We start from the raw sequence: 16,134 nt of genomic DNA, 5'->3' as shown, positions 1-16,134 counted from the left end.
CACGTGCGGTCTTTCGAATCATTGCGTCAATCGTGTCAGTCGTGATACAGCGCCGCGCGCCCGCCATCGACGGTGATGCACGCGGCATTGATGAACGGCGCCTCGTCGGACGCGAGGAACACGGCCGTCATCGCGACCTCCTCCGGTTTTCCGATGCGCTTCATCGGCTGCAGCGCGAGCGTCTCGGCGCGCGCGGCGGCCGGATCGGGTTGCGCGTCCCACCAGTCGCGCGTCAGTTGCGTCTCGATGTAGCCCGGCGCGATCGCGTTCACGCGTACGTTGCGCGCCGCGTATTCGATGCCGAGCGCACGCGTCAAGCCGAGCACGCCGTGCTTCGCGACCGGGTACGGAAAGCAGCCCGGGATGATCCTGAATGCATGCGTCGACGCGATGTTCACGATGCTGCCGCGACCGCGCTCGACCATGCCCTCCAGCGCCGCGCGGCAGCCGTGCCACACGCCGTCGAGATCGACCGCGAAGCAGCGGCGCCAATCGTCGTCGGTCATCGTCAGCGGATCGGCGAACACGTTGATGCCCGCGTTGTTCACGAGCACGTCGAGCGGGCCGAACGCCGCTTCCGTCTGCGCGAGCGCGTCGCGCACCGCCTGCTGCCGCGCGACGTCCGCCTGCAGCGGCAGCACGCGCGCGCCGTCGCATTCGCGTGCGATCGCGGCGGCCGTGTGCTGCGCCTGCGGGAAGTCGAGATCGACGAGCGCGACGGCCGCGCCTTCGCGCACGAACGCACGCGCGATCGCGGCGCCGATGCCACGGCCCGCACCCGTCACCATCGCGACCTTGCCCGCGAGGCGGCCCATCATGCGGCTCCGCCGCGCGCGACGCGCAAGCCGGCCTGGAACGCGCGCGCATTCGCCGCGGTCGCATCCGCCGACTGGCCGGGACGGTACAGCGCCGAGCCGAGCCCGAAGCCGTTCGCGCCGGCGTCGAGGAACGGCTGCATGTTGTCCGGCGCGATCCCGCCGACCGGAATCAGCGGCACCGCGCGGTCGATCACCGCGCGCCAGGCCTTCACGACCGTCACGCCGAGCTGCTCGGCCGGGAACATCTTCAGCACGTCGGCGCCGTTCGTCAGCGCCGCGAACGCTTCGGTCGGCGTCGCGACGCCCGGCGCGCTCGCGAGCCCGCGCTCGCGCGCGCGGCGGATCACGGCCGCGTCGCTGTGCGGCATCACGATCAGCGCGCCGCCCGCGTCCTGCACGCGGTCGACGTACTCGGCGCGCAGCACGGTGCCCGCGCCGACGATCATGTCGTCGGGCAGCGCACGCCGCAGCGCCGCGATGCTGTCGAACGGCTCCGGCGAGTTGAGCGGCACCTCGACGATCCGGAAGCCGGCTTCGTACAGCGCACGGCCATGGTCGGCCGCTTCGGCAGGCGTGATGCCGCGCATGATCGCGATCAGCGGACACGCGGCGAACGCACGCATCAATGCGGCGTGGGGCATGTACGGTGCGGGCAAGGTCAGGTCGGACGGCATCGGCAATTCCTCTTCAAGCAGTTCACTGGTCAGCACAGACGGGCTCGCCGTCCGCGCGCACGAGCCCGGCGCGCGACGCGATCCGCCACAGGCCGCGCTCGGTCGCATGCGGGGCGACACGCGCATGCATATGGCCGAATACCCGGAGCGCATCGACGTAGCGCGAACACAAAGCGTCGTCGCCGATCAGCAGCAGCGGCTGGTCCGCGAGCGCGATGCCGCGCTCCGCGAGCATCGCGTCGAGCGCGTTCAGCTCATGGCCGATCAGCAAGCCGGACAGGTAGTCGCCCTGCGCATCGGGGGCGAGCCGGTCGGTCAGCCCCAGCGTGCGCGTGCTGAAAATCGTCGCGAGCAGGCCCGTGCGCTGCGCGCCGCGGGCGACTGCCACGCCGCGCAAGAACGCCGCGCGATCGGGTGATTCGCCCGCGCGCATCGTGCGGCCGAGGATCGTGTGGTCGCGCAATACCGCGAACAGCTCGCCGGTCATGAAGGTCTGGAAGCGTTCGATCAGGCCGTCCTTCACCCACGCCCATTTCGCATGCGTGCCCGGCAGGCCGATCAGTACCCCTGAACGATCAGCGCCAAGCGTGGGATCGCTCGCAAGCGCGCCGACGATCTGCGTTTCTTCGCCGCGCATCACGTCGGGCAATTCGCCCGTCGCGATCACGCCCGGCACGATCGAAACCGTCGTGCCGCGCGCCGTCGTCACGGTGATGAGACCTGCGACGAGCGCGTCGGCGCCGGCCGGCACCGCGACGTACGGCGCTTCGCGCCAGCCCTGCGCGCTGCCGACCATCCCGGCGGCGAGCACCGGCAGGCCGGGCGTACGGTCGAGCCAGTCGCCGCACGCTTCCTCGAACACCGCGTCGAACGCACGCGCGCCGCCGCCCGGCACGTGCATCACGCCGGCCGCCCGGCTGCGCGTGTCGATCGGCACGCCGTGCGCGTCGTACAGATACGCGCGCAGCGACGTGGTGCCCCAGTCGAGCGCGATCAGCGACGGGGAGGCGGAACTGGCATCCGGAACGGGCCGGGTCGAAGTCGTCATCGTTTGATCCTGCGGGTACCCTGCGGCGGGCTCCAGCCCAGCTCCGCGGAAATGGCTCGCGCTTCGCGCTGCACGAGCGGAATCAGTTCGTCCATGCGGTCGTGCGGCATGTACGGAATCGTGCTCGCGACCGACACCGCCGCGACGATCGCACCCGATGCGTCGCGGATCGGCGCGGCCACGCAGCGGATCGACGCCTCGTTTTCCTCGAGATCGAACGTATAGCCGCCGGCCGCGTAATGGGCCATGCGCTGCAGGAACGCGCTCGTCTCGGGCCGGTTGTCGGGCTTGAAGTTGACGCCGGCCAGCGCGCGCCGCGCGGCTTCGAACAGCGAGCGCCACAGATCCGGATCGAGGTCGAGCATCATCGCCTTGCCGATGCCGGTCGACGCAAGCGGCATCCGGTGGCCGACGCGCGAGCGCATCTCAAGGCCGCGCGTGCCGGGAATCTTGTCGATGTACAGCACGTCGTCGCCGTCGCGCACGCCGAGATGGATCGTGTCGAGCGTCGCTTCCGCGAGTGCTTCCAGATGCGGGCGCGCCACCGCGGTCAGCGGCATCTGCTCGAGCGCGATCGTGCCGAGCTCGATCAGCTTCGGGCCGAGCAGGTAGCCGCCCTGCACCTGGCGCAGATAGCGCGCCTGCACGAGGCTGCTGACGAGACGGTGCGTCGTGCTGCGCGTCGTGCCGAGCGCGGCGCCGATCGCGCGCATGTCGCGCGCACCGTTCGCGATCGCCTCGAGGATCGCGAGGCCGCGCAGCAGCGTCTGCGTGCCGGCCTGCTGCGCGGCGAGGTCGAGCGGCGTGCTGGTCGCGCCGATGCTGTCGGTCAGCGACGGTTCGGCCGGCATCGCACGCCGGGCGTCGAGGGCAAGAGAGTCTGGCATCTTGGTCATGGAACGTGGCGTCTTCAACGGAATCGGTGAAGCCGCTCGCGCGGCGCCGGAACTGCGTCCGGTGCGGCGGCGTGGCGGCGGTCGATGCACCGAGTAAGGCGCCCGGCGAACTTCATGGAAGGTGTCTCCGTGTGCGACGGGCGCCGCGCGATGCGTGGGTCCGAAGCTGTCGATGTGCTTCGGATTGTAGGAGCGCACGCACTCGTCTCCAATATTTGAATGCGTTGTCCAGATAATGAGAATTCAGGCGAAATCGGCGGCGGGCTCGATGTGCCGGCCGCGCCATGCATACGGGGACGGGACCTGCCGTGTCGCAGGTTCCGCCCCCGTTTGTCCATGCCGTACCGCGCTTACTGCTGGCTCGTGCTGCGCGCCTGCATGTAGCGCTGGACGTCGGCGAACGACACGCGGCCGCTGCCGCCCGCGTCGATCTGCCGGAAGTGGTTCGCGACATAGCCGAGGCCGGCCGCGCGCGCCTGCGACTCGGTGATCGAACCCGTGTTCTGCGTGTCGGCCGCGCTGAACTGCCGCGCGAGCTTGCGCACCACCTGCGCATGCAGCGCGGCGCCGGTGGTCTGCGTGCCGGCGGTCGCGTGGCGCGCGGCCGGCGGCACGTACGGATCGCCGAGCTGCGCCTGGCGCGCACGCGCCGGTGCGGCAGCGGCGTCGCTCGCCTGCGCGAACGCGGAAACGGATGCGGCGGCGCCGACGCATGCGAGCGCCGCGGCAACGACGATGAAACGATTCTTCATGTCAGGCTCCAGTCTGGAATGAGGTCGTCGACTGCCGGCGAGCGGCGCTGCCGAGGGCGCCCGTCGCCGGCGTGGCGCAATCAGTGCGCGGCCGCGTTGTAGAAGGTCACGAGGTCGGCTTTCTCCTGCGGACGCGACGTATCGTCGAGATAGACCATGTGCCCGCCCTGATAGTCCTTGATCGTCAGGTTCGGTTGCGTGCCGAGCCGCGCGAGGTCGAGCTCGGTCTGGTAGAACGGCGTCGCGATGTCGTGATAGCCGTTCAGCGACAGCACCTTCAGCGCCGGGTTCAGCATCAGCGCCGCGGCCAGATCGGGGATCGTGTCGGGCATCGCGAGGCCGTCGTGCGTCCAGTCCCACGTGTTGATCGCATTGCTGCTCACCGAGTAGGCCGACTGCGCGGTGTACTTCAGCTCGTTCGGCAGGTAGCTGCCGATCGTGTCGGTGAACGGCTTCGTGATGAACGAGCTGGACGGATCGCCGTCGGCCGCGAGCGGGCTCGACACGGGCACGTTCACGCGTGCGTCGTAGCGGCCGATCAGCGTGCCCGGCACCAGCGACAGCTGGAAGCTGTTGTCGAAGAAGGTCGGGACCACGTTGAAGTCCGCATTCCACAACGCCTGCTTCACGCCGGTCGAATTCGCCATCGTCGTGACGAGATTCGGCGGCGGCGGCGTATGGCTCGCGAGGTACGCGTTCACGGCGGGCGCGTAGCTGCCGGCCGTCAGCAGCCGCATCTGGTCCGCATACTGGGGCAGGTTCGACGGGTTCGGGTTGTCGAGCTGGTAATACGCGCCGACCGTGCCATACGACGGCACGAAGCCCGCGCAACTCACCGGGCTCGCGCCGTTGTTCGAGTTGCCGACATAGTCGCTCGCCATGTCGCAGTTCGTGTTGTAGTTCAGGATCGACGACTGCAGCACGATGCCGTCGAGCTTCACGCCGGCCGTCTCGAGCAGGTTCGCGAGCACGTCGGTGCGCGGCGTCCCGTACGATTCGCCGAACAGGTATTTCGGCGAATCGTTGCGCTGGTTCACGCTCAGGTAGCGCGTCACGAAATCGCGGAACGCGCCGGCGTCCTGGTCGACGCCCCAGAACGTCTGGTTCGTGTTCGGCGCGACCGCTTCCGAGAAGCCGGTGCCGATCGCATCGACGAACACGAGGTCGGTCGTGTCGAGCAGGGTTTCCTGGTTGTCGACGAACGGGAACGTCGACGCGTTCGCGTTCGGGTCGCCGGTCTGGATCCGGCGCGGGCCGAACGAGCCGAGGTGCAGCCACACCGACGCCGAGCCGGGGCCGCCGTTGTACAGGAACGTGACGGGCCGTTTCGCCGCGGGCTGGTTGTCGGCCGTGTACGCGACGTAGAAGAACGAGGCTTCGGGCGCGCCCGTCTGCGGATTGCGTGCGACGAGGTGGCCGGCCGTGGCCGTGTACCGGATCGTCTTGCCGTTCAGCGTGATCTGATGGTGCGTGACGGCGGCCTTTTCGACCGCGGCGGATGCATCGAGCGACGCGTTGGCGCTCGACGAATAACTGTTTGGATCGTTGTACGCGCGGTCGACCTGACCGGCAGGGTCGGCTGAATTGGCGGCGCTCGCTGCAGACGACGACGTCACGTCGTCATTGCAGGCCGTCAGTATCAGCGAAGAACACACCACTCCCAACAACAGCTTCGCTTTGCTCGCTGGCATCGTTGCGTCCCTTCTCGCATGTTTTTTTGTCGAGCAGCCGGATAAGCCGCCCCCCGCCTCGATTGCGGCCGATGAGCCGAGGCGCCGGCCAATATACGCGAGCCCGCCGGCTTTGAAAAATTTGGAAATATTCGGCGCGCAAGCAGTGCAGCGCACACCTTTCAGGAATGCTTCGATTCGCGAAACGTTGCATTTCACGTCGCTTTCATCGACTTTCGCGTTTACTGGTAACGACTAAAAAAGCACCCGTTTCGTGCGATGACGCTCAACAAAAACATGCAGTCGCCGATATTGCTCAGCAAAGCGAAATAGACGGATTCGTCTAAAGGATGCGGCCCGAAAGGGTGATGACACGAATGCGCTGCAACGCAGCAATCCTGCGCGAACGGCAGAACGGACAACGCAGCGACGCGGGCGCGCCGCTTACTCGGATTGCGGCAGCTCGGCCGCGCCCATCCGGCGTGCGATGATCGCCGCACGCTGCGCCTGGTAGGCCGAGCCGCGATGCGCATCGAACCAGCGCGGCTTCGGCAGCATCACCGCGAGACGCGCCGACTGCCACGCGCCGAGCCGGCTCGCGGGAATCTTGTAGTAATAATGGGCGGCCGCTTCCGCGCCGTACACGCCGCGCCCCCATTCGACCGAATTCAGGTAGATCTCGAAAATGCGCTCCTTGTCGAGCACCGTTTCGAGCATCCACGTGATGATCAGCTCCTGCCCCTTGCGGATGTAGCTTTTCTCGCGCGACAGGAACAGGTTGCGTGCGAGCTGCTGCGTGATCGTCGAGCCGCCCGCGACGATCCTGCCGCGCGCCTTGTTCTTCTCCCACGCCTGCAGGATCGCGTCGACGTCGTAGCCGTTGTTGGTCGCGAAGGTCGAATCTTCGGACGCGATCAGCGCACGCTTCAGGTTGCGCGAGATCTGGTCGTACGGCACCCACTGGTGCCGGATCTGCGCGGGCGGCGTGTCGCGCGACAGCCACCACGCGTCGGTGCGCATGAACGCGGTCGAGCCGGGATTCACGAACGACCACAGCGCGATCTGCGCGAGATAGAACAGCTGCGTCGCGAGCCACGCGAGCGCGAACACCGATCCCGCATAGACGATCCAGCGCGCGATGCTCACCGTCCGCGTGCGCTGCGTGCCGCTCACCGCCGCCACGTGCCGCGCTCCGTTCAGCTCGCCGCGAGCGCCTGGCGCAGCGCGGCCAGCACCGGTGCGCCGTCCGGCCGCACGCCGCGCCAGATGAAGAACGATTCGGCCGCCTGCTCGACCAGCATCCCGAGCCCGTCGGCCGTGCGCGCGCCGAGCGACGCCGCGTGCTGCATGAACACAGTCGGCTGCGCGCCGTACATCATGTCGTACGCGAGCGTGCCGGCGCCGAACGCGGCCGCGTCGCATTCCGGCAGCGCGGCATCGAGGCTGCCGGCCGTCGCATTGATCACCACGTCGTACGGCTCGGCCCGCACGACGCCGGGGCCACCGCCCACGAGCGTGCAGCCGGCATCGTGCGCGGCCTGCATGAACTGGCCGACGAGCGCCTCGGCCTTGCTCGCGGTGCGATTGACGATTCCGATCGACAGCGGCGCGCGGTCGAGCAGCGGCAGCACGACGCCGCGCGCGGCGCCGCCCGCGCCGAGCAGCAGGATGCGCGCACCCGCGAGCGACACGCCGAGATTCGCTTCGATGTCGCGCACGAGGCCCACGCCGTCGGTGTTGTCGCCGTAAAGGCGGCCGTCGGCGTCGATGCGCAGCGTGTTCACCGCGCCTGCCACCGCCGCGCGCGGCGACAGCGTGTCGGCGAGCGCATGCGCGTCGAGCTTGAACGGCACCGTCACGTTCGCGCCGCGACCGCCTTCGGCGACGAACGCGCGCACGGCGGCCTCGAATCCGTCGACCGGCGCGAGCCGGTGCGCGTACTCGATCGGCTCGCCGGTCTGGGCGGCGAACTGCGCGTGGATGAACGGCGACTTGCTGTGCGCCACCGGGTTGCCGAACACGACATAGCGGTCCGTTCCGCTCGTCGACGCAACTGCGTTCATGATGCGCGTCCCTCTTCGCCGTCGTTGCCGCTCGCGGCTTCGCCGCCCTGTGCCGCCGCGTCGCCCGATTCGGCCAGCGCTTCGGCCTCGGTTTGCGCCGACGCGTCTTCCGCGTCGACCAGCGTGTCGTCGCCGCCTTCGGCATCATCCTCTTCGTCGGCCTCGGCCGTATCGCCGCTCGTCACGGTCGGCGCGTCGAGCACGTTCAGCAGACGCACCGACGCCTCGATCGTCAGTTCGTCGAGCGACATCACGTCGAGCAGCACGCGCGTGCCGCGCGCATGCACGCCGAGTCCCGGCACGTGCAGCAGCAGCGGGATTTCCTCGAGGCGCACGAGATCGCCCTTGACGACGCTCGCGACGACCTGCTTCTTCTGCTCCTGCTTGAGCCAGCGCAGGCACCAGAAGTACTCCATCCGGCGCTGGTAGTCGGCGTAGGCCGTGTACGTATCGTCGAAGCCCTGCACGACCGCGTAGAGATCGGCGTCCTTCGGCTTGAACGGCGCGGCGAGCTTCGCGGTGACGCCGTGCTGCACGCACGCGAGCAGTTGCCACTGGTTCACGAGGTCGACGTAGCGGCGCAGCGGCGACGTGCTCCACGCGTACTGCGCGACGCCGAGGCCTTCGTGCGGCGCGGCCGTCGTCTGCATCCGCGTGCGCTTCGGGCCCGGCGCGCCGAAGCCGCGCTGGGACCGGTAGATGCCGGGCACCGTGTGATCGTGCAGGAACGCGCCCCAGGTCGAGTTCGCGAGGATCGCGAGCTCCGACACGATCAGGTCGAGCGGCGAGCCGCGGCGGCGCGGCGTGATCGTCACGTGCTCGCCTTCGACGTAGAAGTTGTAGTCGGTGTTGCGCTGCACTTCGCGCTTCAGGCCGTAGCCCGCGCGCGCGACCTGGCGCTTCTCGAACAGCGCCTGCGCGAGCGGCCACAGCACGGCGATGTCGTCCTTGTGCGGGTAGTCGCCGGTGCCCGCCGCGAGCGTCTCTTCGTTGACGAGCTCGTCGAGCGTGTTGTGGCGCAGGTTGTTCTTCACGAACACGAGCTCGGCGCGGGTCTCGTTCGCGACGATGTCCTGCGTGTCGCGGTTCACGATGATGTACAGCGACAGCGCCGGCCGGTAATCGCCCTCTTTCAGCGTGAACACGTCGACGACGTCGTCCGGCAGCATCGTGATCTTGTCGCCCGGCATGTAGACGGTCGACAGGCGCGCGCGCGCGATCGCGTCGACCGGATCGCCGCGCACGATGCCGAGCGCCGGCGCCGCAATGTGCACGCCGATCCGCACCCGGCCGTCGGCCAGGTGCTCGACCGAGAACGCGTCGTCGATTTCGGTCGTCGTGATGTCGTCGATCGAGAACGCCTCGACGTTCGCGCGCGGCAGGTCGTCCGGCAGCGGGCCGACCGTGACGGGCGGAAAGCCGGTGCCGTGCGGGAAAAATTCCGCGAGGAAGCGCGCTTCGTGCAGCGCACGCGGCGACTCGATGCCGCCGCAGTCGAGCATCAGCCGCGCCGGCGACACGCCGCGCGCGCCGGCCGCCGCTTCCATCGCCTTGTATTCGATCGAATTCTTGTCCGGCCGCGTCAGCAGCCCGAGCACCTTGCCCGCGAACGCTTCCGGCAGCTTGCCCGCCTTCAGCTCTTCTTCATACTGCGCCTGCACGAGCGCCTGCTGGCGCTTGCGCTCGAGCGACGCGAGCGCCATCTTGAGCTGCTCTTCCGGCGCGCGCTGGTACTGGCCGCGCCCCTTGCGGCGGAAATAGACGGGCGAGCCGTGCAGCCGCAGCACCAGCGCCGCGCGCTCGACCGGGCCGTACGTCGCGCCGAAGTATTCGGCGGCGAGCGCCGTATACGCGAACTCGTCGGCCGGCGCGCATTCCCACAGGAAGTCCAGATCGATCTGCTGCGCGGCCGTGTCGGCCTCCTGCATCAGTTCGCCTGCAGCCGGCTTGTCGAATTCGATCAGCACGTCTTTCGCGCGCACCTTCGCGCGCCGCCCGCCGGGCAACTCGACCTGAAATGCGTCGCCCTGACGCGACAGCACGCTGCCCGCCTTGAAACTGCCCGATTCCTCGAAGAAAACGTTCACTCAGTACTCTCGTTCAGACTGCCGGGCGCCGCGTCGGCGGCGCCGCATGATGATGGGAATTCGATTGGCACGTGGCCGGTTTATGACGTCTTTCCGTCGCAAAACGCGAGAACGTCGTCGACATAGTCGGCAAATTCGCTAATTCCGTGGTCGCTGCCGTCGATCACGCGGGTTTTCGCGCCCGGGTAATGGGCGAGCATCTCGCGGTAATCGAGCACTTCGTCGCCGGTCGCCGCGAACAGATAGTAGCGGTCGGCGCGCGTGATCGCCGGCACGCGCAGCGCGTCGAGTTCGTGCAGGTGGCGGCGCTCGACGACGATCGTGCCGCCGCCGTGCCACAGCGGCTGCTCGCCCAGATGTTGTTCCAGATCCCGCTGCGGCACGATCGCCGGATTCAGCAGCACGGCTTTCCAGCCATGCTTTTCGGCGAGCCACGTCGCGTAATACCCGCCGAGCGAGCTGCCGATCACGGTCACGTCGCGCGCGCCCGCGACCTCGGCTTCCGCCACCGCGATCGCCTCCAGCGGCGACACCGACAGCGACGGGCACCGCCACTCGTCGGCGCGGCCGAGTTCGGCCATCCGCGCGGCGAGCAGCCGCGACTTCTGCGATTCCGGCGACGACCGGAAGCCGTGCAGATACAGGATCACGGGCGGCTCCCGAGCGCGTCGAGCAGCTTCTGGTGCACGCCGCCGAAGCCGCCGTTGCTCATCACGAGCACGTGGTCGCCCGGACGCGCGGCCTCGACCACCGCCTTCACCAGCAGATGCAGATCGTCGAATGCGCGCGCGCGCTCGCCGAGCGGCGCGAGCGCCTCGGCGAGATTCCAGCCGAGCGCATCGCGCCCGGTCGGCGCGCCGTAGCCGAACACGAGATCGGCATCGGCCAGGCTCGCCGGCAGTTGCGACTTCATCACGCCGAGCTTCATCGTGTTCGAGCGCGGCTCGAGCACGGCGAGGATGCGGGCATTCTGGCGGCCGATGCGCGCACGAAGACCGGCGATCGTGGTGTCGATCGCGGTCGGATGGTGCGCGAAATCGTCGTAGACGGTCACGCCGTCCACGCTGCCGCGCACTTCCATGCGGCGCTTCACGTTGCGGAACGACGCGAGGGAAACCGCAGCCTGCGCCGGCGGCACGCCGACGTGGCGCGCGGCGGCGATCGCCGCGAGCGCGTTCATCCGGTTGTGGTCGCCTTGCACCTGCCACGCGACTTCGCCGACGCGCTCGGCTTGGCGATACACCGCGAAGCGTTCGTCGACCGGCACGCCGTCCTCGGCCGGCAGCGCCTGCCAGCCGCCGTCGACGCCGAAACGCTCGACCTCGCTCCAGCAGCCGCGCGCGAGCACGCGCTCGAGCGCATCCGAGCGGCCGTTCGTGAGGATCCGCCCGACGCCCGGCACGGTGCGCACGAGATGGTGGAATTGCGTCTCGATCGCGGCGAGATCGGGGAAGATGTCGGCGTGATCGAATTCGAGGTTGTTCAGTACCGCGGTGCGCGGCCGGTAGTGCACGAACTTCGAGCGCTTGTCGAAGAATGCCGTGTCGTACTCGTCGGCTTCGATCACGAAGAAGCTCGAATCGGTGAGCCGCGCGGACACGCCGAAGTTCAGCGGCACGCCGCCGATCAGGAAGCCCGGGTTCAGGCCGGCATCTTCCAGCAGCCATGCGAGCATCGACGACGTGGTCGTCTTGCCGTGCGTGCCCGCGACCGCGAGCACCCACTTGCCGGCGAGCACGTGCTCGCCGAGCCACTGCGGACCCGACACGTAAGGCAGGCCGCGATCGAGGATTGCCTCCATCAGCGGATTGCCGCGCGTGACGACGTTGCCGATCACGAACAGGTCCGGTTTCAGGTCGATCTGCTCGGCGCCGTAGCCCTCGATCAGCGTGATGCCCTGCGCCTCGAGCTGCGTGCTCATCGGCGGATAGACGCCCGCGTCGCAACCCGTCACCGTGTGGCCCGCCTCGCGTGCGAGTACGGCGAGACCGCCCATGAAGGTGCCGCAGATGCCAAGAATGTGGATGTGCATAGAGGAATGCTTTCGCGCCGCCGGGCGCCGTCGATTCGGAAAGGATGCGTGTGCGGCGCGCCGGCGAGGCCGTGCGGCCGGCGCCCGGCCAACGACCTGGCCGCGACACAAAGAGCAGTATTGTAACTGACGGCCTGCGATGCCCGGCGGCCCGAACGATGCGCGCGAGCGGCGCCGGCACCCTCGGACGGCGGGCCGCCGCACCCGCGCTCGGGCGCCGTGGCGATCGAGTATGATTGCCGGATCATGTCTCGCAAACCTCTTGTCGACCCGCGGCGCGTCCGCGAGGAAATCGCCCAGTCCGCCGCCCGCCTGATCGCGGAGGACGGCCAGGACTATGCCGGCGCGAAGCGCAAGGCCGCGCGCCAGTTACTGGGCGATTCGCGCGTTGCCGGCGAATGGCTGCCGGATAACGACCAGATCGAGGAAGAACTGCGCGAGTACCTCGCGCTGTTCCAGAGCGACACGCAGCCGGACGAACTGCGCCGCCTGCGTGAAATCGCGCTCGACTGGATGGGCCGGCTCGCCGAGTTCCATCCTTATGTGACGGGCGCCGTGCTGAACGGCACTGCGAACGCGCATTCGGATATCCATTTGCAGGCCTTCACCGACAACCCGAAGGACGTCGCGATCTACCTGCTGAACCAGAACGTCCAGTACGACGTGTCCGAGACGCGGCATTTCGCGGGCCGCGGCGACGTCGAGACGCTCAGTTTCCTGTGGCGCCCGCGGCGCGACGTGGATGCGATCGGCATCCATCTTGCGCTGTATGCGAGCGACGACCTGCGCGGCGCGGTGAAGGCCGACGCGCGCGGCCGCGTCGCCCGCGCGGACGCCGCGGCGCTGCGCGCGCTCGTCGATGCAGGCCAGGCTCCTTCCGAACCGGAATGATTCAACGATGATGATGAAACGCATGTTGGCGCTCGCGGTGGTCGCGGCCGCCGCCGTTGCCGGCGGTTTCGCCGCCGGCCACTGGTTCCGCGGCGGCAGCGCCGACGACGGTGTCGCCGTCGCCGCGCCGGCCGCCCACGGCAATCCGGTCGACCAGCTGTGGGCGTCGTCGCTGACCGGCGTCGACGGCAAGCCGGCGTCGCTCGCTTCCTTCAAGGGCCAGAAGGTTGTGGTCAACTTCTGGGCGTCGTGGTGCGGCCCATGCGTCGAGGAAATGCCCGAGCTCGTCGCGCTGTCACATCAGTACAAGCAGAAAGGCATCCGTTTCGTCGGAATCGGCGTCGATTCCGGGCAGAACGTGAAGAACTTCCTGCAGAAGGTGAAGGTCGACTATCCAGTCTTCGTCAGCGGCTACGCAGGCGCCGATCTGGCCCGAAATTTCGGAAATACCGCCGGCGCGCTGCCGTTTACCGTCGTCATCGACGAAACCGGCAAGATTCGCGAGACAAAATTGGGACAAATCCAACCGGCCGAGCTGAAAAAGACGCTCGACGCACTGTAATCGGTCCGAACGGCAGCCCGCACGTTGGCGGCGATTTGCAGGTCGATCGCGGCAATTTCGCGTGAATTCGCGGACACTTTGCGCCCGCGCCGGTAATTCTTGCAGGTCCGGCGCGCCTGGCCGTTCGGCAAAACTAGACAAATTTCTCTAAATAGCGCTAAAGTTCGCGCAATTCCGCAGAAATAGAAGCGACCATGACACGATTGCTGGTGTTGCACGGCCCCAACCTGAACCTTCTCGGCACCCGGGAACCGGAGGTGTACGGCCGCGTCACGCTCGCGCAGATCGATCAGGCGCTTGCCGCGCGCGCCCGGGAAGCCGGCGCCGAACTGTCGTCGTTCCAGAGCAACCATGAAGGCGCGCTGGTCGACCGCATCCAGGCCGCGCGGGAGGAACAGACCGATTTCATCCTGATCAATCCGGCCGCGTATACGCACACGAGCGTTGCGATCCGGGACGCGATCGCCGGTGTCGGCATCCCGTTCGTCGAGGTTCACTTGTCGAACGTGCATCGCCGCGAAGCGTTCAGGCACCACTCCTACTTTTCCGACCAGGCCGAAGGCGTGATCTGCGGGCTCGGCTGGAAAGGTTATCTGTACGCGCTCGAGTACGCGCTGGACAAGCTGCAAGGCGCGTCGCGCGGCTGATTTCGCGATCTAGATTCAGCGCCGGCCCCTCACCGGCGCTTTCACGTATTGAAAGGGGAATTCCCGATGGATCTTCGTAAGCTGAAAACTCTGATCGACCTCGTTTCCGAATCCGGCATCTCCGAGCTGGAAGTGACGGAAGGCGAAGGCAAGGTGCGCATCGTCAAGAACGCGCCGCCGGTCTACGTGCAGCCGACGGCTGGGTATGCCCCGCAAGTCAGCGCGCCAGCTCCGTCGGCCGCGCTGCCGACCGACGGCGCGGCGCCGGCCGCCGGCGCAGCCGCCGCACCGGCCGTCCCGCAGGGCCACGTCGTGACGTCGCCGATGGTCGGCACGTTCTATCGCGCGCCGTCGCCGGGCGCCGACCCGTTCGTGCAGGCCGGCGACACGGTCAAGGAAGGCCAGACGATCTGCATCATCGAAGCGATGAAGCTGCTCAACGAGATCGAGTCGGACAAGGCCGGCGTGATCAAGGAAATCCTCGTCGAGAACGGCCAGGCCGTCGAATACGGCCAGCCGCTTTTCGTGATCGGCTAAGCCCGCCGCGCGGCCCTGCCGGCCGCGCGCCGCCGAGATGCTCGCCAGGCGCCGTTCGCGCGCCCCTCGAAGAGACGAATACTCGCTATGTTTGAAAAAATCCTCATTGCCAACCGCGGTGAAATCGCGCTGCGCATCCAGCGCGCGTGCCGCGAACTCGGCGTCAAGACGGTGGTCGTGTACTCGGAAGCCGACAAGGAAGCCAAGTACGTGCGCCTCGCCGACGAAGCCGTCTGTATCGGCCCGGCCCCGTCGAACCTGAGCTACCTGAACATGCCGGCGCTGATCAGCGCCGCGGAAGTCACCGACGCCGAGGCGATCCACCCCGGCTACGGCTTCCTGTCCGAGAACGCCGATTTCGCGGAGCGCGTCGAGCAGTCGGGCTTCACGTTCATCGGCCCGCGCCCGGAAACGATCCGCATGATGGGCGACAAGGTCACCGCGAAGCAGACGATGATCAAGACCGGCGTGCCGTGCGTGCCGGGCTCGGAAGGCGCGTTGCCGGACGATCCCAAGGAGATCGTCAAAATTGCGCGCGCGATCGGCTATCCGGTCATCATCAAGGCGGCGGGTGGCGGCGGCGGGCGCGGGATGCGCGTCGTGCACACCGAAGCCGCGCTCGTCAACGCGGTCAACATGACCCGCGAGGAAGCCGGCCGTGCGTTCGGCAACCCGCAGGTGTACATGGAGAAGTTTCTCGAGAACCCGCGCCATATCGAGATCCAGGTGCTGTCGGACGCGCACAAGAACGCGATCTGGCTCGGCGAGCGCGACTGCTCGATGCAGCGCCGCCACCAGAAGGTGATCGAGGAAGCGCCTGCGCCCGGCATTCCGCGCCGCCTGATCGACCGCATCGGCGATCGCTGCGCGGACGCATGCAAGAAGATGGGCTACCTCGGCGCGGGCACGTTCGAATTCCTGTACGAAAACGGCGAGTTCTACTTCATCGAGATGAACACGCGCGTGCAGGTCGAGCACCCGGTATCGGAACTGATCACCGGCGTCGACATCGTGCAGGAACAGATCCGCATCGCGGCCGGCGAGAAGCTCACGCTGCGCCAGCGCGACATCCAGTTCCGCGGACATGCGATCGAATGCCGGATCAACGCCGAAGATCCGTTCAAGTTCACGCCTTCGCCGGGCCGGATCACGTCGTGGCATACGCCGGGCGGCCCCGGCGTGCGCGTCGATTCGCACGCCTACAATGGCTATTTCGTGCCGCCGAACTATGATTCGATGATCGGCAAGCTGATCACCTACGGCGCGACACGCGAGCAGGCGATCCGCCGGATGCGCATCGCGCTGTCGGAAATGGTCGTCGAAGGCATCCAGACCAACATCCCGCTGCACCGCGAGCTGATGATCGACGCGAAGTTCGTCGAAGGCGGCACCAGCATCCATTACCTCGAAAACCGGCTCGCACAGAAGCAGCAGGTCGCACCGGAAGAAGCGTAAGC

Annotated in this window: 16 protein-coding genes; 5 read left to right on the top strand and 11 right to left on the bottom strand. The window is 67.8% G+C overall.

Annotated features, from left to right (window positions below):
• Positions 1-35: 35 nt before the first annotated feature.
• The 11 genes from J8I35_RS13245 to mpl form a co-directional block, all read right to left on the bottom strand.
• Entirely contained in the window at positions 36-815 is a 780-nt protein-coding gene (locus J8I35_RS13245; protein ID WP_050013855.1) for an SDR family oxidoreductase, read from the bottom strand.
• On the bottom strand, positions 815-1,492 hold the full coding sequence (locus J8I35_RS13240) for a 2-dehydro-3-deoxy-6-phosphogalactonate aldolase (protein ID WP_209925826.1): 678 nt from the start codon (positions 1,490-1,492) through the stop codon (positions 815-817). The genes J8I35_RS13245 and J8I35_RS13240 overlap by 1 nt, the downstream gene beginning before the upstream one ends.
• 22 nt (positions 1,493-1,514) lie before the next feature.
• The gene (locus tag J8I35_RS13235) at positions 1,515-2,540 is read right to left on the bottom strand and encodes a 2-dehydro-3-deoxygalactonokinase (protein WP_050013857.1); all 1,026 of its coding nucleotides are present in this window, start codon (positions 2,538-2,540) and stop codon (positions 1,515-1,517) included.
• Positions 2,537-3,436: an IclR family transcriptional regulator gene (locus J8I35_RS13230; RefSeq protein ID WP_050013858.1), complete on the bottom strand. Its 900-nt coding sequence runs from the start codon at positions 3,434-3,436 to the stop codon at positions 2,537-2,539. The genes J8I35_RS13235 and J8I35_RS13230 overlap by 4 nt, the downstream gene beginning before the upstream one ends.
• 350 nt (positions 3,437-3,786) lie before the next feature.
• Positions 3,787-4,188, bottom strand: coding sequence for an EF-hand domain-containing protein (locus tag J8I35_RS13225; RefSeq protein WP_050013859.1), 402 nt, complete (start codon positions 4,186-4,188; stop codon positions 3,787-3,789).
• 80 nt (positions 4,189-4,268) lie between these two features.
• A complete protein-coding gene (locus J8I35_RS13220; RefSeq protein WP_209925730.1) occupies positions 4,269-5,879 on the bottom strand; it encodes a peptidase S10 in 1,611 nt (536 codons plus the stop codon).
• Positions 5,880-6,302: 423 nt separating this feature from the next.
• A complete protein-coding gene (gene mtgA / locus J8I35_RS13215; protein WP_050013861.1) occupies positions 6,303-7,040 on the bottom strand; it encodes a monofunctional biosynthetic peptidoglycan transglycosylase in 738 nt (245 codons plus the stop codon).
• Between the two features lie 14 nt (positions 7,041-7,054).
• A complete protein-coding gene (gene aroE / locus J8I35_RS13210; RefSeq protein WP_209925728.1) occupies positions 7,055-7,921 on the bottom strand; it encodes a shikimate dehydrogenase in 867 nt (288 codons plus the stop codon).
• Positions 7,918-10,008, bottom strand: a complete 2,091-nt coding sequence (locus J8I35_RS13205) for an RNB domain-containing ribonuclease (RefSeq protein ID WP_050013863.1) — start codon at positions 10,006-10,008, stop codon at positions 7,918-7,920. The genes aroE and J8I35_RS13205 overlap by 4 nt, the downstream gene beginning before the upstream one ends.
• Before the next feature lie 80 nt (positions 10,009-10,088).
• Positions 10,089-10,658, bottom strand: a complete 570-nt coding sequence (locus tag J8I35_RS13200) for a YqiA/YcfP family alpha/beta fold hydrolase (RefSeq protein WP_050013864.1) — start codon at positions 10,656-10,658, stop codon at positions 10,089-10,091.
• Positions 10,655-12,040, bottom strand: a complete 1,386-nt coding sequence (mpl, locus tag J8I35_RS13195; RefSeq protein ID WP_209925726.1) for a UDP-N-acetylmuramate:L-alanyl-gamma-D-glutamyl-meso-diaminopimelate ligase — start codon at positions 12,038-12,040, stop codon at positions 10,655-10,657. The genes J8I35_RS13200 and mpl overlap by 4 nt, the downstream gene beginning before the upstream one ends.
• A gap of 246 nt (positions 12,041-12,286) precedes the next feature.
• Between mpl and J8I35_RS13190 the strand changes: the two genes are divergently transcribed.
• From J8I35_RS13190 to accC, 5 genes are all read left to right on the top strand, one after another.
• Positions 12,287-12,931 (top strand): UDP-N-acetylmuramate--alanine ligase, encoded by a 645-nt coding sequence (locus J8I35_RS13190; protein ID WP_124556634.1) that lies wholly within the window; start codon positions 12,287-12,289, stop codon positions 12,929-12,931.
• 7 nt (positions 12,932-12,938) lie between these two features.
• Positions 12,939-13,493 (top strand): TlpA disulfide reductase family protein, encoded by a 555-nt coding sequence (locus tag J8I35_RS13185; RefSeq protein ID WP_176015579.1) that lies wholly within the window; start codon positions 12,939-12,941, stop codon positions 13,491-13,493.
• A gap of 194 nt (positions 13,494-13,687) precedes the next feature.
• Positions 13,688-14,140, top strand: coding sequence for a type II 3-dehydroquinate dehydratase (gene aroQ / locus J8I35_RS13180; protein WP_027783493.1), 453 nt, complete (start codon positions 13,688-13,690; stop codon positions 14,138-14,140).
• Positions 14,141-14,206: 66 nt separating this feature from the next.
• Positions 14,207-14,677: an acetyl-CoA carboxylase biotin carboxyl carrier protein gene (gene accB / locus J8I35_RS13175; RefSeq protein WP_050013868.1), complete on the top strand. Its 471-nt coding sequence runs from the start codon at positions 14,207-14,209 to the stop codon at positions 14,675-14,677.
• Between the two features lie 87 nt (positions 14,678-14,764).
• Entirely contained in the window at positions 14,765-16,132 is a 1,368-nt protein-coding gene (accC, locus tag J8I35_RS13170; RefSeq protein WP_050013869.1) for an acetyl-CoA carboxylase biotin carboxylase subunit, read from the top strand.
• The last annotated feature ends 2 nt before the right edge of the window (positions 16,133-16,134 follow it).

This window comes from Burkholderia sp. CpTa8-5 (genome assembly GCF_017815045.1).
GTDB lineage: Bacteria > Pseudomonadota > Gammaproteobacteria > Burkholderiales > Burkholderiaceae > Burkholderia > Burkholderia sola.
Note: the sequence above shows the minus strand (reverse complement) of the source record. Positions and strands in the feature narration are given on the sequence as shown.